Here is a 17722-nt window from a genome sequence, read left to right on the forward strand (position 1 = left end):
GATGATCCTTCCGGTGGCTTTTTGTTGGGGGTTTTATGCCTCCGGCGGGCAAAGGGACTCGTCCCTTTGCAATCCCGATACTGTCTTTGTTGCGCTTCGGATCATCGTCGCGCGACCTTGCAGCGCCGCAGGCTTTTATACCGCTTCGCGGAACAGCGCTTTTCCGGGAAAATTTGGTGCAACCCCATTCATGGGATTGCAAAGGGTCGAGACCCTTTGCCCGCCGGAGGCCCTTAAACCTTAAAACTGATCCGCCACATCCATCAACCGCGTCAACCGCTTGGGCGCGACCGAGCGCCAGCTCCGCGCCAGCCAATCGGAGACCTGATCCCAATCCACATCCGCTCGGTTGAGGATCAAGCCCGCCCAGCCCGAAGCCCCGTAATAGGCAGGCCGGAACCATACCTCGGGATCGGCGTCGATCAGGGCGTTCATTTCATCCTGCCCACTGGTTTTCACCAGCAGCGCGATATGCTGCTCACCATGGTGGCGATCATTGAAATAGGCGAAAAATTTGCCGCCCTTGATCGACCATGCGGGCGAACCGTGGCTTTCACGTGCCTCGACTTCGGGCAGGGCGGCGGCCAGTTCCGACACCCGCGCCAGCAGCCAGTCGGCGCGATAGGGCCGCGTCACCAGTTCGACCAGACAGCGGGCATAGAGCTGATGCTCGGCAAACAGCACGCGCCCGGCGAGGCTCTCGGCCGTATCGCCGGGGATGATCGCCACCGGCGTCTGGCCCAGAATCGGCCCGTCATCCAACTCGGGCGTGACCAGATGGACGGTCACGCCGCCATGGCTGTCGCCCGCCTCGATGGCGCGCTCATGGGTGTGCAGCCCCTTGTATTTGGGCAGCAGCGAGGGATGGATATTGACCATCCGCCCCGCCCAACCGGAAACGAATTCCGCCGTCAGGATGCGCATATAACCGGCCAGCGCGACATATTCCGCACCCGATGCCCGGATCGCCGCGTCCATCGCCATGTCATGATCGGCCCGTGCCATGCCCTTGTGGGGCAGGGCAAAGGTGGGCACGCCCTCGGCGGCGGCCAGTTTCAGGCCGCCCGCCTCAGGATTGTTGCTGGCCACCAGCACGATTTCGAAGGGGCATTCCGGCGCGCGGCTCGCATAGAGCAGCGCGGCCATATTCGTACCCCCGCCCGAAATCAGGACGGCGACCTTTGCTTTATGCATTATGGGTGGCTTCCCATGCCTGCCGTGCGCTCCACGCCTCGGCGCTGCCCGAAACGGTGCAGCCGCGCGCGCCTTGGCGGATTTCGCCGATGCGGAACACTGTCTCGCCCGCAGCGGCCAGATCCGCAGCTAGCGCTTCGGCTTCCTCGGGCTTGACCGCCAGCACCATGCCGATGCCGCAGTTGAAGGTACGTGCCATTTCGCCCGGCTCGATATTGCCCTGCGCCTGCAGGAAAGCCATCAGGCGGCTCTGTTCCCAGGCATCAGCGCTGATAAAGGCATGGAGCCCCTCGGGCAGCACGCGGGGGACGTTTTCAAGCAGACCGCCGCCGGTGATATGCGCCAGCGCGTTGATCCGGCCGGAACGGATGAAGGGCAGCAGCGTCTTCACATAAATGCGAGTCGGCTCGATCAGATAGTCGATCAGCAGCTTTTCATTGTCGAACAGGGCGGGGCGGTCCAGCTTCCAGCCCTTGTCGGCGGCCAGACGGCGCACCAGCGAATAGCCATTGGAATGCACCCCCGACGAGGCCAGACCCAGCAGCACATCGCCCGCCGCAACCCGGTCGCCCGTCAGCTGCTCGCCGCGCTCCACCGCGCCGACACAGAAACCGGCAAGGTCATAATCGCCGGCGGCATACATGCCCGGCATTTCGGCCGTCTCGCCCCCGATCAGCGCGCAGCCCGCGATGCGGCAGCCCTCCGCGATACCGGCGATCACGCGCTCCGCCACGCCGTTTTCCAGCTTGCCCGTGGCGAAATAGTCAAGAAAGAACAGCGGCTCGGCGCCCTGAACGATCAGGTCGTTGACGCACATGGCCACAAGGTCGATGCCGATCTTGTCATGGCGGTCATGGTCGATGGCCAGCTTGACCTTGGTGCCCACGCCGTCATTGCCCGCCACCAGCAGCGGGTCCTTGTAACCGGCCGCCTTCAGGTCGAAAAAGCCGCCAAAACCACCCAGATCGGCGTCTGCGCCGGGGCGGCGGGTCGATTTGGCCAGCGGGCCGATGGCCTTCACCAAGGCATTGCCGGCGGCAATCGAGACGCCTGCGTCCTCATAAGTGTAATTGGTGGGGCCAGAGGCTGTGGTGTCGGTCATGGGGCCTTGCTCGCTTGCGAAGAAATCACGTTTGGGGGCCGCCTAGCGCTTTCCTGCTTGGATTTCCATGCCCGATTGGGCAATAGCGGGCCCTGAACATGACAAAACCGGCAAATCTTATCGCACGGCGTGGCAGAATCGCGCTTCTCCCTCGTGGTTTTGCCGCGCGCGGCGCGCTGGCGGCGGGCCTGTTGCTGGCGGGCGGGGTGGCTTTTGTCGGCCCCGATCGCCTGCTCGCGCAAATCGAGGGCGAGCGCGGCATCGCCCCGGTGGTGGCCAGCAACGATATTGAAATCGGCAATATCGAGGTCGACGCCACCGGCAAGAACGCGCAGGACGCCAAGCTCAATGGTTGGCGCGAAGCCTATAAGAAAGCGTGGGAAGCCGCCCATGGCCCGGCGCTGGACGTGGGGACGATCGAAAGCATCGTGGCGGGCGTGGTGGTGGACCGCGAGGAAATCGGCCCGCATCGCTATCGCGCCAAGCTGGTGATCGCGTTTGATCGCGGCCGGGCCGGTCAATATGGCGCGGGCAATGGCGGGGTGGCGGTGCGTTCGGCGCCGATGCTGGTGATTCCCATGCTGACCTCGGGCGGGGTGTCGCAGGTGTTTGAGGTGCGCAGCCCCTGGCAAAAGGTCTGGGCCGAATATCGCACCGGGGCCAGCGCGATTGATTATGTGCGCGCCAATGGCGGCGGCGCCGATTCGCTGATCATCAACGCGGGCCAGCCCGGACGGCGCAGCCGTGTGTGGTGGCGCGGGGTGCTGGATCAGTTTGGCGCGTCTGATGTGCTGATCCCGGCGGCGCGGCTGGAGCGGCAATGGCCCGGCGGTCCGGTGAAGGGCTTTTTTACCGCGCGCTATGGCCCGGACAATATCGCGCTGGGCTCGTTTGAACTGACCGCTTCGGATGATGGCGCGGTGCCCGCGATGCTGGCGCAGGCGCTGGCGCGGATGGACCAGATTTACACCGATGCGCTGTCACGCGGGCTGTTGCGGCCTGATCCCACGCTGTCGGTCGATCATCCCACGATGGATCCGGGACTGGCCTCGTTGATCGCCGCAGGCCGCGCCGCAGAGGCCGCCGCCGCCGCGCAGGCCGCCGCCGAACATGCCGCAGACGAAGCCGCCGCCGCCGAGGCGGTCGCCGCCGCGCCTGTCGCGCCCCAGCCCAAGCCGGGCGCGGCGGCGCTGACCATTCAATTCGCCTCGCCCGATGCGCGCGCGGTGGATCAGGCGCTGGCCGCGGTGCGCGGCGTGGCGGGGGTGGACAATGCGGCCACCACTTCGATCGCGATTGGCGGAACTTCGGTGATGCGCGCGCAGTTCAACGGCAATGCCGACGCTCTGGCGGCGGCTTTACGCAAGGCAGGGTGGCAGGTCAGCGTGGCAGGGGCCGCGCTGCGCATCCGCCGATAGAGATTTATGAGCAAAATGATGAAAAAACCCGTTTCCAGTCAGTTCGCGCTGCCGCTGGCCCCCGATCAGTCGCCCAGCGCCGCGCGCATTGTCGTAGGTGAGGGCAATGCTTCGGCGATTGCCGCGCTTTCCGCGCCGGACAGTTGGCCGTTTCGCACCGCGATTCTGTCCGGCCCGCCGCGTTCGGGCAAGAGCCTGCTGGCGGCATGGTTTGCCGAGAGCGGCGGCGTCGCGTTGGACGATGCCGACACGATGGACGAAACGGCCGTGTTTCACCGCTGGAACCGCGCGCAGGAGGAAAAGACGCCTCTGCTGTTGACCACCACCGCGCGCGAGGGCGGGTGGAAGATTACGCTGCCCGACCTTGGCTCGCGCATGGGGGCGGCGCTCTGGCTGGATATTGATGCGCCCGACGACGAAATGATGGCCGATCTGATCGCGGCCCATGCCGAAACGCGCCTGCTGCCTTTGACCGACGATCACGCGCGCTATCTTGCAAGCCGGTGCGAGCGTACCCATATCGCGGCTGAACGTCTGGTGGCGACGATTGACCGGCTGTCTCTGGAGCGCAAGGCGCCGCCGGGACAGGCGATCCTGCGTGACGCGCTGGAGGAGTTGAATGGGTCCGCCGAACCGCGTATGTTGTAAGGCATAGCATAAGGCGGATGTGGGACGCCCACGGCGCGCAGAGGGATTTTGAGGGATGATTTCAGGTCTGATCGCCTATCTGGACTCGATTGTCGCGCGTGACCCTGCGCCGCGTTCGCGTTGGGAAGTGCTGCTCTATCCGGGCCTGTGGGCGGTGGGTTTCCATCGCGTGGCGCATCGCCTGTTTCGGGCGCGGCTGTTCTTTCTGGCCCGCGCGGTCAACCATCTGGCACGGTTTTTCACCGCCATCGACATCCATCCCGGTGCGACCATCGGGCGGCATCTGTTCATTGACCATGGTTTTACCGTGATCGGCGAAACGGCGGAAATCGGCGATAATGTCACGATTTATCAATGCGTGACGCTGGGCGGGACCAACCCGGCCAATGGCATCGGCGGCAAGCGCCACCCCACGCTTTCGGATGACAGCATCATCGGTTCGGGCGCGCAGATTCTGGGGCCGATCACGATTGGTCGCCGCGCCCGCGTCGGCGCCAATGCGGTCGTGACCGAGGATGTGCCTGAGGGCGCGACCATGGTGGGCGTCAAGGCGCGCAGCACGCTGGTGGCCGCCGAGACATGGGCCAAGGATTTCATCCCCTATGGCACGCCCTGCAAGGAGCCTTGCGCGGATGCCGAACCGGCGGTCGGGCGTATCTGCAAGCTTGAGGCCGAAATCGCCGATCTGCGCGCGCAGGTGGCCGATCTGCTGGCCGCCGATCAGCGCCACGATGGGACCAAGGGGTAATCCGGCGCGATGGAGCCGGAGAAGCCGCCTACAGTCGTTGCCTTTCCCCGCCCGGTTTTGCAGGTCGCCTTTGACCGGGCCGAACTGATGCGCATCCTCGACCTTTATGGTCGGATGGTCGCGGCGGGCCAATGGCGCGATTATGCGATGGATTTCGGCAAGGAAGCCGCCAGTTTCTCTGCCTTTAAACGCAGCGCCGAAAGGCCGCAGGCGCGGATCGAAAAGCGCCCCTCACTGCGCGGCAAGCAAGGTATGTGGGCGCTTTACGGCGAGGCCGGGCAAGTCTTGAAGCGCGGCCACGAACTGGCCGGGGTGCTCAGCATCATCGAGCGCCGGTTGCTCAAGGCTGTCGAGGGTTAGAGGCTTTCCAGCGTCGGCACCAGCGCGTCGAAATGGTCGATCACCGCATCGGCTCCCAACTGCCCCGTCTGGCCCTGATTGAAGCCAAAGCTGCACACCACGCATGGGATGCCCGCCGCCTGCGCCGCGCCAGTGTCAAAATGGGTGTCGCCGATATAGGCGGTGCGCGGGGAAGACATCCCCGAACGCTCGACCATCAGATGAAGCAGATCGGGCAGCGGCTTTTGCCGCCCCGGACCCAGCGTATCGCCCCCGATGATCGTATAAAACCGGTCCGTCAGTCCAAGTTCGCCAAACAATTTGCGCGCCAGGCGCTCCATCTTGTTGGTCACCACGGCCAGCCTGACCCCGCGCCCGGCCAGATCGTCGAGCATCTCCGCCCCGCCCGGAAACAGGCGCGAATGGACCGCGATATTTGCCTCGTAATAACGCACCAGTTCGGCGGCCATGGCGGTCAGCCCGTCATCATCCAGCGTCGCCCCCTGAACCGCCAGCGCGCGCTCCATCAGCACCCGCGTGCCCCCGCCCACAAGGCGCGGAATCATGTCGAGCGGAACCGTCGCAAAGCCGCCTTGTTCGAGCGCATGGTTGAGCGCCACGCCAAGGTCGAGCTTGCTGTCGATCAGCGTGCCGTCGAGGTCGAATCCGACGATATCGAAAGGAAAATTGTGCATGACTGATGCCGATGCCGCGTCCGTATGGAATCTGCAAGGATTTGCTGGCATGGGGGCGATATGACAAATATTCCGACACCGCTCGCCGTCATCGTCCTTGCCGCGGGCAAGGGGACCCGCATGAAAAGCGACACCCACAAGGTGTTGCACCCGATTGCCGGAAGGCCGATGCTTGAGCATCTGCTTTCGAGCGCGGCGGATCTGGCGCCTGCGCGTCAGGTGGTGGTGGCGGGCCATGGCCGCGATCAGTTGGAAAAGGCGCTGGGCGCGCGGGCGGCCATCGCGGTGCAGGACCCCCAGCATGGTACCGCCCATGCGGTGCAGATGGCGCAGGATGCGCTGGCCGATTTCGATGGTGATGTGCTGGTGCTCTATGGCGATGTGCCTTTTGTCACGGCCGAGACGATGCGCTCGATGATCGAGCGGCTTCATGCCGATGATGCGCCCAAGGTGGTCGTTCTGGGCTTTGCGCCTGATGATGCGCTGGCCTATGGGCGGGTTATTGCCGATGGCGATGCCATTGTGAAGATGGTGGAATTCAAGGACGCCACCGAGGTCGAGCGCGCGACGAAATTGTGCAATTCGGGCCTGCTGGCGGCGCGTTCGGGCGATCTTTTCGCGCTGCTGGCGCGGGTGGACAACAACAATGCGCAGGGCGAGTATTACCTGCCCGATATCGTCAATATCGCGCTGGCCGATGGCGATCGCGCCGCTGTGGTGGTGACCGCCGACCCCGACGAGGTGGCCGGGATCAACAGCCGCGCTGAACTGGCCGATGCCGAGCGCCGCTGGCAGGATCGCCGCCGCGCACAGGCCATGGCCGATGGCGCCACGTTGATCGCGCCCGAAACCGTGTGGTTCAGTTGGGATACGCAGATCGGCCGCGATGTGCTGATCGAACCCAACGTCGTGTTTGGCCCCGGCGTGACCGTGGCCGATCACGTCACGATCCATGCCTTCAGCCATCTGGAAGGCGCGACCGTGGCCAGTAAAGCTGAGCTGGGCCCCTATGCCCGTCTGCGCCCCGGTGCGGATATCCGGGCCAAGGCCAAGATCGGGAACTTCGTCGAAATTAAGAAGGCGGCCATCGGCGAGGGCGCCAAGGTCAACCACCTCTCCTATGTCGGGGACGCCGAAGTCGGGGCGGGCGCCAATCTGGGCGCGGGTACTATCACCTGCAATTATGACGGCTATTTCAAATACAAGACCGTGATCGGCGAGCGCGCCTTCATCGGTTCGAACAGCGCGCTGATCGCCCCGGTGCGTATCGGCAAGGACGCCATTGTGGCCGCAGGCAGCGCGGTCACGCGCGATGTGGGCGATGGTGAATTGCGGCTGGTGCGTGCCGAACAGATGGTCAAGCCCGGCTGGGCCGATCGTTTTCACGACGCGATGAAGAAGAAAAAGGCCGAAAAGCAGGGCTAAACCCGCTTAATCGGACAGAAAGCGTTTGCCCCCTATAGGGGCGGCAAGGAATGGCCGGGCATGGTCCGGCCACGGATGGATAAAGGGGCGGCTGAACATATGTGCGGGATTATCGGCATTGTCGGCAAGGAAGAGGTGGCGGATCGTCTGGTCGATGGTCTGCGCCGGATGGAATATCGCGGCTATGACTCGGCGGGCGTCTGCACCGTGTATGACGGCGAATTGATCCGCCGCCGCGCACCGGGCAAATTGCTCAATCTGGTCAAGGAACTGGCGGTCAATCCCGCGCCGGGCAATGTGGGCATCGCCCACACCCGCTGGGCCACGCATGGCGCGCCCACGGCCGCCAATGCCCACCCCCATGCCACGGAAAAGCTGGCGCTGGTGCATAACGGCATCATCGAGAACTTCCGCCCTCTGCGTGAGGCATTGCAGGCCAAGGGCCGCGTGTTTGAATCGGAAACCGATACCGAGGTGGTGGCCCATCTGGTGTCGGATCTGGTCGAGGGCGGACTGTCTCCGGTCGATGCGGTCAAGGCTGCGCTGCCGCAATTGCGCGGGGCCTTTGCGCTGGCGATTGCCTTCCGCGAACATCCCGACATGCTGATCGGCGCCCGTCTGGGTTCGCCTTTGGTGCTGGGCTATGGCGAGGGTGAGACTTTCCTCGGTTCAGACGCGCTGGCTCTGGCGCCTTTGACACAGCGCATCACCTATCTCGAGGAAGGCGACTGGGTCGTCATCCGCCGCGAAGGGGTGGAGATTTACGACAAGGACAACAATCCGGTCACCCACGCGATTGTGGCCTCGGGCGCTTCGGCGGCGGCGGTGGAAAAGGGTAATTTCCGCCATTTCATGCAGAAGGAAATCTACGACCAGCCGACGGTCGTAGCCCAGACGCTGCAAAGCTATGTCCGCCGCGATGATGAAAGCGTGGCGCTGCCCCAGATCGACTTTGATCTGTCGGCGATCAAGCGCGTGACCATCGTGGCCTGCGGCACCTCGTATTACGCGGGCCTCGTGGCCAAATATTGGTTTGAGCATTTCGCGCGCCTGCCGGTGGACATCGATGTGGCGTCCGAATTCCGCTATCGCGATCCCGTGCTGGAGCCGGGCGGTCTGGCGATCTTCATCAGCCAGTCGGGCGAGACGGCCGATACGCTGGCTGCTCTGCGCCATTGCAAGGCCAATGGGCAGACCATCGCGGTGGTGGTGAATGTTCCCACCTCGTCCATGGCGCGTGAGGCCGATCTCTTGCTGCCCACCCATGCCGGGCCGGAAATCGGCGTGGCCTCGACCAAGGCGTTCACCTGTCAGCTCGCCGTGCTGGCGGCTCTGGCCGCGCATCTGGCGGTCAAGCGCGGGCGCATGACGCGCGATGAAGAGCGCGAAGTTGTGCGCAATCTGATCGAGACGCCCTCGGCGCTCAATGCCGCGCTGGCCTATGACGATGCGATTGCGGCCATGGCCCATCTGATCGCACCGGCGCGCGATGTGCTCTATCTGGGCCGTGGTCAGGATTATCCGCTGGCGCTGGAAGGCGCGCTTAAGCTGAAAGAAATCAGTTATATCCACGCCGAAGGTTATGCTTCGGGTGAGATGAAGCATGGGCCGATTGCCCTCATCGACGAGCATGTGCCGGTGATCGTGATCGCGCCATCGGGCCCGCTGTTTGAAAAGACCGTTTCAAACATGCAGGAAGTGCGCGCGCGCGGCGGCAAGATCGTGCTGATTTCGGATGCCGAAGGTCTGGCCGAGGCGGGTGAGGGCTGTATGGCTACCATCGAAATGCCGCAGGTCCACCCGCTGATCGCGCCCCTGGTCTACGCCGTGCCGGTGCAGTTGCTGGCCTATCATGTGGCCTGCGTTAAGGGTACCGATGTTGACCAGCCGCGCAATCTGGCAAAGTCGGTGACGGTGGAATAATTGACGGAATTGCGGGGGCGGGGACGGCAGAGTATCTGTTTGTTCCCGCCCCCTTTTTGACTTTAAAACGGCAAAGGGTTGATTGGTCGTTTACCAAATCCATTACACATGGTGATAGGCATTGCAGCGTAGGTTACTCTGCAATGACTCACGCGATTTCCTCCCCCGCGATTGGCGAATTGAGCATCTGGTCGGTGCTGGGCCTTTCTGGCCAAGGCACGGATGAATGGGCGCGGCTGCGCGGCCTGCAATATTCGCAACTTGCGCTGGTGGCGCGCGCGCGGATTTGGGCGCAGGCGCTGGCCGCAATCGTCTCGGTACTGCTGTTTGCCCCCTTTGTCAGCCATCCGATGATCGGGGGTTGGCTGGGCGCTTTATGCGCCTCGTTAACCTATAGTGTGCGCAACGAAGGGCAATTGAGCGACGCCGACCGCCGCGGCATGTCCAGCAATGAATTCCGCCGTCAGGCGCTTGGCACGATCATCAATGCGCTGGTCTGGGCCTCGCCTTTGCTGTTTTTCCTGCCTCAGGCGCCGGTGCATCTGCGCTATGAATTCTGGACCGTGCTGGCAATGCTGATGACCGTTTCGGCGGTGATCGTGCCCACGGTACCTTTGTCCACGCTGCTGTTTTCCACGATTGTCGGCTGCGGCTCGGTGGTGGGCTTTTTCACGCTGCTTCAGCCGGGCATGGCTGGGGTCGCGGCGCTGTTTGTGGCCAGTATCGCGCTGGGCACGATCGAGGCCTCGCGTCATTTCCTTGCCTCGCGCCTTGCGGTGGCGGGCATGGCCGAACGCAACGAGGTGGTGAGCCTGCTGCTGCGCGAATTTGATGAGGATGAGGCCGACTGGCTGTGGCAGACCGACGCCCAGCGCCGGGTGCGCGCGGTGTCGGAACGTTTTGCCGAAGCCATGGGCATGGCCCCCAGCGAGATCGAGGGCGCGGGTTTTCTCGCGCTGTTGCTGGGGCCGGGCGGCGATCCGCGCTCGGGCGAGGGGCGTGGGATTGAGCGCGGGACGGTGCCAGGACTTAAGGAACTGGAAGAAAAGTTCAAGGCGCGCGAGAGTTTCTCGAACCTCGTGGTGCGCGTGATGGTGCAGGGCACGCGGCGCTACTGGTCGCTCTCGGGCGCGCCGCGGTTCGATGAGGTGGGGGCCTTCATGGGCTTTCGCGGCGTGGCATCGGATGTGACCGAGCAGCAGGAAACCAGTGAAAAGATTGCCTATCTGGCGCGCTATGACACGCTGACCGGGCTGCCCAACCGCATGATGGTGATTGATGCGCTGGAAAATGCGCTGGTCGCCGCGCGTGAGGGCGATGGGCAATGCGCCTTCATGATGATCGATCTCGACCGGTTCAAGGCGGTCAATGACACGCTGGGCCATCCTGTGGGCGATCAGTTGCTGAGCCAGGTGGCCGAACGTTTGCGCGTGCTGATGACACCCAATTCGCTGTGCGGGCGGCTGGGCGGTGATGAATTTTGCGTGGTGCTGCGTCAGGCGAATGAGCGCACGCTCGTGGCCCGTTTGGCCCAGGCGATCATTGCCGACCTCTCGCAGCCCTATTTCGTCGATGGTCATGAACTGACCATCGGCGCCTCGGTCGGCTCGGCCTTTGGCCCTGTCGATGGAGGCAGCGTACCGGCCCTGATGCGCAATGCCGATTTCGCGCTCTATCGCGCCAAGCGCAACGGGCGCGGCATGCATTCTGCCTTTGACGAAGCGCTGCGCGCCGAGGCTGAGGCGCGCGCCTGGCTGGAAGAGGCCCTGCGCGCGGCGGTCGAGCGGCAGGAATTCGAGATGTTCTATCAGCCCGTCGTCGATGCGCCCAGCGAACGGCTGGTGGGTTTTGAAGCCTTGCTGCGCTGGAACAGCCCCGAATTGGGCCGGGTTTCGCCCGACCGCTTCCTGTCGCTGGCCGAGGACACGCGCCTGAGCCTGCCGATCGGCGCATGGGTGCTGAAAGAAGCCTGCCATCAGGTGGCGCAATGGCCCGGCAATCTGCGTGTTTCGGTCAATGTTTCGGACAAGCAGGCGCTGGATCCGGCCTTCATCGATCATGTCGTCACCGCGCTGGCGGTCAGCAATCTGGCGCCGCAGCGGCTGGAAATCGAGGTGACCGAGAGCCTGTTCCAGCGCGACCCTGCGCTGGCGCGCGCCACGATAGAGCGGCTGACGGCGCTGGGTTGCTCGGTGATCCTTGATGATTTCGGTGCGGGGCAAGCCTCGGTCGCGATCCTGTGCGAGATGCGGTTCGACGCTATCAAGCTGGACCGGGCGCTGATGAAAGGCGCGGCTTCGGGCAATGCGGAAAGCGTGGCGATGATCCGCGCCGCCGTGGCGATTGCCGACAGTCTGGAAATGATCACCATCGCCAAAGGTGTGGAAACCCCGCAAGAGCTGGAAATCGCCTGCAAACTGGGTTGCCGCCGCCTTCAGGGGCTGGCCTATGGCGAGGCGCGCGGGGTGGAGGAAGTGCGCGATCTGTTCGGCACCCGCTCAATGCCGGTGGCGCAACAGGAAAAGGCGGGCTGACCGTCTGGTCAACCCGCCTTTCTGATCCCATCGTCTGAAGCGATCAGGCGCTCAGCAGCGCCTTGGTCACGCCTTCGAACAGCGCGCGGCCATCGGTGCCGCCCTGCGCCGCCTCGATGAAGCGTTCCGGGTGGGGCATCATGCCCAGCACATTGCCGCCTTCGTTCAGCACGCCCGCGATGTTGCGGGCCGAACCATTGACGTCCTCGGCATAGCGGAAAGCCACGCGGCCTTCGCCCTCGATGCGGTCAAGCGTGGCATCGTCGGCAAAGAAATTGCCGTCGTGATGCGCCACGGGGATGGTGATCGTCTGACCCTTGAGATAGCGATGCGTGAAGGCGCTGGTGTTGTTGTCCACCGTCAGCTTCACTTCGCGGCAGACAAAGCGGATACCGGCATTGCGCATCAGCGCGCCGGGCAGCAGGCCCGCCTCGGTCAGCACCTGAAAGCCGTTGCAAACGCCCAGCACCTTGACGCCGCGATTGGCCGCCTCGATCACGGCACGCATGATCGGGCTGCGAGCCGCCATCGCGCCGCTGCGCAGATAGTCGCCATAGGAGAAACCGCCGGGCAGTGCGATGAAGTCCAGCCCTTCGGGCAGGGCGGCGTCGCCATGCCAGACGCGGTGAACCTCGCCGCCGCAGACCTGCTCAACGGCCACGGCCATGTCGCGGTCGCAATTCGATCCGGGAAAGGTGATGACTGCCGAACGCATGGCTTACACCCTCTCGATGCGGTAGTTCTCGATCACCAGATTGGCGAGCAGCTTCTGCGCCATCTCTTCAAGCGCTGCATCGCTGACCGTCTCGTCCACTTCCAGCTCGATCAGGCGACCGGCGCGGACGTCGGAAACGCCCGAAAAGCCAAGGCCTTCGATGGCATGGTGGATCGCGCGGCCCTGCGGATCGAGCACCCCGTTCTTGAGGCTGACGTAAACGCGCACTTTCATCGCTGGGCGGCCTTTCTGTTATGGCACCCGATCGGGTGCGATGCACCGATGATGCATCATGGTAGAATCGGCCCCGCCTATGGCGCGCAATGGCGCAAAAGCCAAGGGGGCGCGGGCCTTTTGACGTCAAAAAGCCCGCACTGCCCCTTTAACGCGGTGCAATGGCCGCGCGGTCGCCGCCCAGCGCGCGATAGAGGCCGACCAGATTGCTGGCCCGCGTATACTGAGCCGACACCAGCGTCTTTTCAGCCGAATAGAGCGCCTGCTGCGCGGTCAGCGCATCGAGCCAGGTGCCGATCCCGCCTTCATAGCGGCGGTTGACCAGACGGTAATTGTCGGACGCCGCATCGCGCCCGGCACGCACGGCCTCCACCTGCGCCTCGATCGTGCCGCGGCGGGCCAGAACATTGGCCACATCCTGAAACGCGGTCTGCACCGTCTTGCGATAGGTGGCGAGCGCCGCATCGCGCTGGGCCTGACTGACGCGATAGGATGCTTTGGCCGCGCCGCCCTTGAAGATCGGCCACGAGGCCGCCGAGGTAAGACCCCATGCGAAATTCGTGGGCGAAAACAAGCTGGAAAGCGCAGTGGTCGCCACCCCCGCAACGCCCGTCAACGTGATTTTGGGATAGAGCGCCGCGCGCGCGGCATCGACATTGGCATAGGCCGAACGCAGCGAAAATTCCGCCTGCGCCACATCGGGGCGGCGCAGCAGGATCGAGGAATCGAGCCCTGCCGCCACCGGCGCCAGATGTGAGGCCGCATCATCAATCGAAGCGGGCAACAGATCGCCCGGCACCTCATCACCCACCAGCAGGCGCAGGCTGTTAAGGTCCTGCGCCACCGCATTGGTCTGGGCCGCGACATCGGCCTGCGCCGTGCGCAGGGTCAGTTCGGCCTTGCGCTGATCGGCCAGCAGGCCGATCCCGCCTTCGACGCGCCGCCGGGTCAGCGCCACGCTCTTTTCCGCGCTGGCCGTCGTATCCTGCGCCAGTTTCAGCAGGCTGCGATCCGCCGCATAGGTCAGCCAGCCATTGGCCACATTGGCGATCAGCGTCAGCCGCGTGGCGCGCGATCCGGCCTCGCTGGCCAGATAGGTCGCCTTGGCCGCCGCCGTCAGGCCGCGCACGCGCCCGAACAGATCGACCTCATAGCTGGCCAGAGTGCCGGTCGCGCTGGCCGAATCGCCCTTGGTGGTCGCGCCCGTCACGCGGTTGCCATCGCCGCCCGCATGGGTGAAACCGCCATTGGCGTCGATTTCGGGAAAGAGCGCGCCGCGCTGCACCAGATATTGGTTTCGCGCCGTCTCGATATTGGCGAGCGCGACGGCCAGATCCTGATTCCTGGTCAGCGCCAGTTCGATCACCTTGACCAGACGCGGATCGGCCAGGACCTGCGCATAGGAATAGGACGGCAGCGCCGCATCGCCGGGCAGGACATAGGCCTCGCCCTTGGGCCAGGCGGCGGGGATCGGCAAGGGCGCGGGATCGGCGGGCTGATCCGCGCGCGGGCGGGCTTCGAGTCCTGCCGGGACGACCACCAGAGCGAGAGCCGCAATCAGGGAGAGGTTCTTCATGCCACCGCTCCCTGATCGTCCGCTTTCTTGCGGCGGAACTGACGGAAACCGCCGCGCACCAGCACGAAGAAGAGCGGAATGAAGAAGATCGCCAGACCCGTGGCGGTCAGCATCCCGCCGATCACCGAAGTGCCGATGGCGATGCGCGCATTGGCGCCCGCACCCGTAGCAATGGCCAGCGGCAGCACGCCGAAGATGAACGCGCAGGACGTCATCAGAATGGGGCGCAAACGCATCCGCGCCGCATCCAGCACCGCCGTGATAGGGTCCTTGCCCGCCTTTTCGCCCTGTTCGGCAAATTCGATCATCAGGATCGCGTTCTTAGCCGCAAGACCCATCGTCGTCGTCAGGCCAATCTGGAGATAGACGTCGTTCTGAAGCCCGCGCAGGGTGACCAGAGCAACCGCCCCCACCAGACCCACCGGAATGACCAGCAGCACGGCAAAGGGAATGCTCCAGCTTTCATACAGCGCGGCAAGGCACAGGAACACCACGATCAGCGACACCGAATAGAGCAGCGGCGCCTGACCCGAGGACAGGCGTTCCTGATAGGAGGCGCCCGACCATGCGATCGATACATCAGGATATTGCGCGACCAAAGCCTCGAACGCATTCATCGCATCGCCCGAGGAATAGCTCTGCGAGGACTGGCCCGAAACTTCGAAATTGGGCGTGCCCGAGAAGCGGTAGGTCGCATTGGGCGCCTTGCTCCACGTAAAGCTGGCAAAGGCCGAGAAGGGGACCATCTTGCCGCTGCTGTTGCGCACCTGCCATTGCGACAGATCCTCGGGGCGCGAGCGGAACTGGGCATCGCCCATTACATAAACGCGCTTCACACGCCCGCGATCTACGAAGTCATTGACATAGCGCCCGCCCCAGGCGGCGGCCAGCGTGGTGTTTACATCCGAAGGCGCGACACCCAGCGCGGTCAGCTTGGCCGTGTCGGTGGTGATCTTCAGCGTCGGCTGATCGGGCAGCCCGGTCAGGCGAACGTTCGAAAGCTGGGGCAGCGTGCGCGCCTCGGCCAGAATTTCGTCACGCAGCTTGGCAAAGGCTTCGGCATCCATGCCGCCGCTGTTCAGCACCTCGGCGGTAAAGCCGGTGGCCTGACCAAGGCCGCGTACAGTGGGCGGTTGCAGCGCATAGAATTCCAGATCGCGATAGCCGCCGCTGATCGCGGCAGTCGCACGGCGCGTGATGGCCTCGGCCGAATTTTCCGTGCCCTTGCGTTCGTCCCAGTCGGTCAGTGAGACAAAGCCGCGACCCGCGTTCTGGCCGCTGCCGCCGCCCTGCGAACCGCCCGCCACGACCAGAACCGCATCAATGTTCTTCTTGTCGTGCTGGAGGAAATATTTCTCGATCGCCAGCTGTGCTTCCTGCGTGCGCTCCAGCGTGGCGCCGGCGGGCAACTGGAAGCTGATCTGGGCCATGCCCTGATCTTCCGAAGGCAGGAAGCCCGTAGGCATCCGCACAAACAGCACGACCAACGCCACCAGCACCATGCCATAGGCCACAATCGGAATGCGCTTGTGCGTCGCGGCCCAGCTCGCCTTGGGGTGATACCATTCGAGCAGGCGCCCGAAATAGCGCTCGAAACGGACCCGCATCCAATGGCTGGCCCGGCCCACCAGCGAGGTTTCATCCTCATCCTCGGGCCTTTTCAGGATCGTCGTGGTCAGCGCGGGCGAGAGCACCAGCGCCACCACCACCGAAAGCGCCATGGCCGACACGATGGTCAGCGAGAACTGGCGATAGATCACGCCCGTCGAGCCGCCAAAGAAAGCCATCGGCATGAACACCGCCGAGAGCACCAGCGCGATGGCGATCAGCGCGATGGAGATTTCCTTCATCGATTCGATGGTCGCCTCACGCGGGGTCATGCCCGGATTTTCGGCCATCAATCGCTCGACATTCTCCACCACCACGATCGCGTCATCGACCAGCAGACCAATGGCCAGCACAAGGCCGAACAGCGTCAGCGTGTTGATCGAATAGCCCGCCACCGCAAAGATCGCGAAAGTCCCCAGCATCACCACCGGCACCGCAATCGCCGGGATCAGCGTCGCGCGCCAGCTTTGCAGGAAGACGAACATCACGATCACCACCAGAATGATCGCCTCGAACAGCGTTTCCACCACGTCGGCCACCGACTTGGAGATGAAGCGCGTCGAGTCATTGGCAAAGCCATAGGTATAGCCCGCCGGGAAGCTCTTGGAGAGCTCAGCGAACTTGGCCTTGACCAGCTTGGCCGTGGCCAGAGCGTCCGCCCCCGGCGCCAGCGAGATGGCCAGCGCCGCGCCCGGATGGCCGTTGACGCGGCTGACCACGCCATAGGATTCCGAACCCAGCTCAATGCGCGCCACGTCCGAGAGGCGCACCGTTGCGCCGCTGCTGGCGCTCTTCACCACGATCTGGGCAAATTCGGCCGGGCTGGTCAGGCGCGACTGGGCGGTCACGGTGGCGTCCAGCATCTGGCCCGCAGGCGAGGGGACAGCGCCGATTTCGCCAGCGGCCACTTCGGCGTTCTGCGCGGTGATCGCGGTGATGATGTCGGAGGGCATCAACTGGTTGGCGGCCAGCTTGTTCGGGTCCATCCAGACGCGCATCGCATATTGCGCGCCAAAACCGTTGGTCTGGCCCACGCCCTCGATGCGCCCGATCGGCTCCTGCAACCGGCTCGCCAGAAAGTCGGAAACGTCGATATTGGTCGTGCGGTCATAGGTGTCGGCCACATAGGCCACGAGCAGGAAGTCGGGGTTCGACTTCGTGACGCGCACGCCCTGCTGCTGCACCACCGAGGGCAGGCGCGAGAGGGCCTGCTGCACCTTGTTCTGCACCTGCACCTGGGCGATGTCGGGGTTGGTGCCCTTTTCGAACGTGGCCGAAATCGACACCGAGCCCGAGGAACTCGAGGTGGACGAGAAGTAGAGCAGCCCGTCAAGGCCGGTCAATTGCTGCTCGATCACCTGCGTGACGCTGGTTTCCAGAATGGCGGCCGATGCGCCCGGATAGGTGGTGTTGATGTTCACCTGCGGCGGGGCGATATCGGGAAACTGTTGCACCGGCAGGGTCGAAACCCCGGCGATACCGGCCAGCATGATGATGATCGCGATCACCCATGCAAAGATCGGACGGTCAATAAAGATGCGCGACATGACGCTTTTTCCCGTC

Annotated in this window: 14 protein-coding genes; 7 read left to right on the top strand and 7 right to left on the bottom strand. The window is 64.1% G+C overall.

Going from position 1 to position 17722, the window contains the following annotated elements; all coding sequences use genetic code 11:
• Positions 1-240: 240 nt before the first annotated feature.
• The gene (purN, locus tag FHW92_RS17640) at positions 241-1194 is read right to left on the bottom strand and encodes a phosphoribosylglycinamide formyltransferase (protein WP_168604588.1); all 954 of its coding nucleotides are present in this window, start codon (positions 1192-1194) and stop codon (positions 241-243) included.
• Complete coding sequence (gene purM, locus FHW92_RS17645) at positions 1187-2296, bottom strand: phosphoribosylformylglycinamidine cyclo-ligase (protein ID WP_168604589.1); 1110 nt, start codon at positions 2294-2296, stop codon at positions 1187-1189. The genes purN and purM overlap by 8 nt, the downstream gene beginning before the upstream one ends.
• Positions 2297-2394: 98 nt before the next feature.
• Here purM and FHW92_RS17650 point away from each other — a divergent pair, with 98 nt between their 5' ends.
• Genes FHW92_RS17650 through FHW92_RS17665 form a run of 4 tightly spaced genes read left to right on the top strand, consistent with a single transcriptional unit; the run spans position 2395 to position 5470 of the window.
• Positions 2395-3714 carry a heavy-metal-associated domain-containing protein gene (locus FHW92_RS17650; RefSeq protein ID WP_168604590.1) on the top strand — a complete coding sequence of 440 codons (1320 nt, stop codon included), beginning with the start codon at positions 2395-2397 and terminating at the stop codon, positions 3712-3714.
• A gap of 15 nt (positions 3715-3729) precedes the next feature.
• The gene (locus FHW92_RS17655; RefSeq protein ID WP_246870242.1) at positions 3730-4362 is read left to right on the top strand and encodes an ATPase; all 633 of its coding nucleotides are present in this window, start codon (positions 3730-3732) and stop codon (positions 4360-4362) included.
• A gap of 55 nt (positions 4363-4417) precedes the next feature.
• Positions 4418-5110: a serine O-acetyltransferase EpsC gene (epsC, locus tag FHW92_RS17660; protein WP_168604592.1), complete on the top strand. Its 693-nt coding sequence runs from the start codon at positions 4418-4420 to the stop codon at positions 5108-5110.
• Positions 5111-5119: 9 nt separating this feature from the next.
• A complete protein-coding gene (locus tag FHW92_RS17665; protein ID WP_168604593.1) occupies positions 5120-5470 on the top strand; it encodes a DUF2794 domain-containing protein in 351 nt (116 codons plus the stop codon).
• On the opposite strand, the gene FHW92_RS17670 is transcribed toward FHW92_RS17665, so the two are convergent.
• Positions 5467-6144 carry an HAD-IA family hydrolase gene (locus tag FHW92_RS17670; protein ID WP_168604594.1) on the bottom strand — a complete coding sequence of 226 codons (678 nt, stop codon included), beginning with the start codon at positions 6142-6144 and terminating at the stop codon, positions 5467-5469. The two genes, FHW92_RS17665 and FHW92_RS17670, sit on opposite strands and share 4 nt — an antisense overlap.
• A 60-nt stretch (positions 6145-6204) precedes the next feature.
• Between FHW92_RS17670 and glmU the strand changes: the two genes are divergently transcribed.
• The 3 genes from glmU to FHW92_RS17685 all read left to right on the top strand — a co-directional run bounded on the left by glmU (position 6205) and on the right by FHW92_RS17685 (position 12026).
• Positions 6205-7569, top strand: coding sequence for a bifunctional UDP-N-acetylglucosamine diphosphorylase/glucosamine-1-phosphate N-acetyltransferase GlmU (gene glmU, locus FHW92_RS17675; RefSeq protein WP_168604595.1), 1365 nt, complete (start codon positions 6205-6207; stop codon positions 7567-7569).
• A 99-nt stretch (positions 7570-7668) separates the two neighbouring features.
• Entirely contained in the window at positions 7669-9492 is a 1824-nt protein-coding gene (gene glmS / locus FHW92_RS17680; RefSeq protein ID WP_168604715.1) for a glutamine--fructose-6-phosphate transaminase (isomerizing), read from the top strand.
• A 143-nt stretch (positions 9493-9635) separates the two neighbouring features.
• A complete protein-coding gene (locus FHW92_RS17685; protein WP_168604596.1) occupies positions 9636-12026 on the top strand; it encodes an EAL domain-containing protein in 2391 nt (796 codons plus the stop codon).
• A 43-nt stretch (positions 12027-12069) separates the two neighbouring features.
• On the opposite strand, the gene purQ is transcribed toward FHW92_RS17685, so the two are convergent.
• The 4 genes from purQ to FHW92_RS17705 all read right to left on the bottom strand — a co-directional run bounded on the left by purQ (position 12070) and on the right by FHW92_RS17705 (position 17706).
• A complete protein-coding gene (purQ, locus tag FHW92_RS17690) occupies positions 12070-12741 on the bottom strand; it encodes a phosphoribosylformylglycinamidine synthase subunit PurQ (protein WP_168604597.1) in 672 nt (223 codons plus the stop codon).
• A gap of 3 nt (positions 12742-12744) precedes the next feature.
• Positions 12745-12975, bottom strand: coding sequence for a phosphoribosylformylglycinamidine synthase subunit PurS (gene purS / locus FHW92_RS17695; RefSeq protein ID WP_168604598.1), 231 nt, complete (start codon positions 12973-12975; stop codon positions 12745-12747).
• 148 nt (positions 12976-13123) lie between these two features.
• Positions 13124-14551: a TolC family protein gene (locus FHW92_RS17700; RefSeq protein WP_168604599.1), complete on the bottom strand. Its 1428-nt coding sequence runs from the start codon at positions 14549-14551 to the stop codon at positions 13124-13126.
• Positions 14548-17706 carry an efflux RND transporter permease subunit gene (locus FHW92_RS17705; RefSeq protein WP_168604600.1) on the bottom strand — a complete coding sequence of 1053 codons (3159 nt, stop codon included), beginning with the start codon at positions 17704-17706 and terminating at the stop codon, positions 14548-14550. Before FHW92_RS17705 ends, FHW92_RS17700 begins: the two co-directional genes overlap by 4 nt.
• Positions 17707-17722: the final 16 nt, after the last annotated feature.

Origin of the sequence: Novosphingobium sp. SG707 (genome assembly GCF_012275515.1) — a bacterium.
Lineage (GTDB): Bacteria > Pseudomonadota > Alphaproteobacteria > Sphingomonadales > Sphingomonadaceae > Novosphingobium.

Coding starts and splice junctions, on each gene's coding strand:
- purQ (WP_168604597.1), bottom strand. CDS start 12,741: ATGCGTTCGGCAGTCATCACCTTTCCCGGATCGAATTGCGACCGCGAC.
- purM (WP_168604589.1), bottom strand. CDS start 2,296: ATGACCGACACCACAGCCTCTGGCCCCACCAATTACACTTATGAGGAC.
- purS (WP_168604598.1), bottom strand. CDS start 12,975: ATGAAAGTGCGCGTTTACGTCAGCCTCAAGAACGGGGTGCTCGATCCG.
- glmU (WP_168604595.1), top strand. CDS start 6,205: ATGACAAATATTCCGACACCGCTCGCCGTCATCGTCCTTGCCGCGGGC.
- FHW92_RS17705 (WP_168604600.1), bottom strand. CDS start 17,706: ATGTCGCGCATCTTTATTGACCGTCCGATCTTTGCATGGGTGATCGCG.
- glmS (WP_168604715.1), top strand. CDS start 7,669: ATGTGCGGGATTATCGGCATTGTCGGCAAGGAAGAGGTGGCGGATCGT.
- FHW92_RS17650 (WP_168604590.1), top strand. CDS start 2,395: ATGACAAAACCGGCAAATCTTATCGCACGGCGTGGCAGAATCGCGCTT.
- purN (WP_168604588.1), bottom strand. CDS start 1,194: ATGCATAAAGCAAAGGTCGCCGTCCTGATTTCGGGCGGGGGTACGAAT.
- FHW92_RS17685 (WP_168604596.1), top strand. CDS start 9,636: ATGACTCACGCGATTTCCTCCCCCGCGATTGGCGAATTGAGCATCTGG.
- FHW92_RS17700 (WP_168604599.1), bottom strand. CDS start 14,551: ATGAAGAACCTCTCCCTGATTGCGGCTCTCGCTCTGGTGGTCGTCCCG.
- epsC (WP_168604592.1), top strand. CDS start 4,418: ATGATTTCAGGTCTGATCGCCTATCTGGACTCGATTGTCGCGCGTGAC.
- FHW92_RS17665 (WP_168604593.1), top strand. CDS start 5,120: ATGGAGCCGGAGAAGCCGCCTACAGTCGTTGCCTTTCCCCGCCCGGTT.
- FHW92_RS17670 (WP_168604594.1), bottom strand. CDS start 6,144: ATGCACAATTTTCCTTTCGATATCGTCGGATTCGACCTCGACGGCACG.
- FHW92_RS17655 (WP_246870242.1), top strand. CDS start 3,730: ATGATGAAAAAACCCGTTTCCAGTCAGTTCGCGCTGCCGCTGGCCCCC.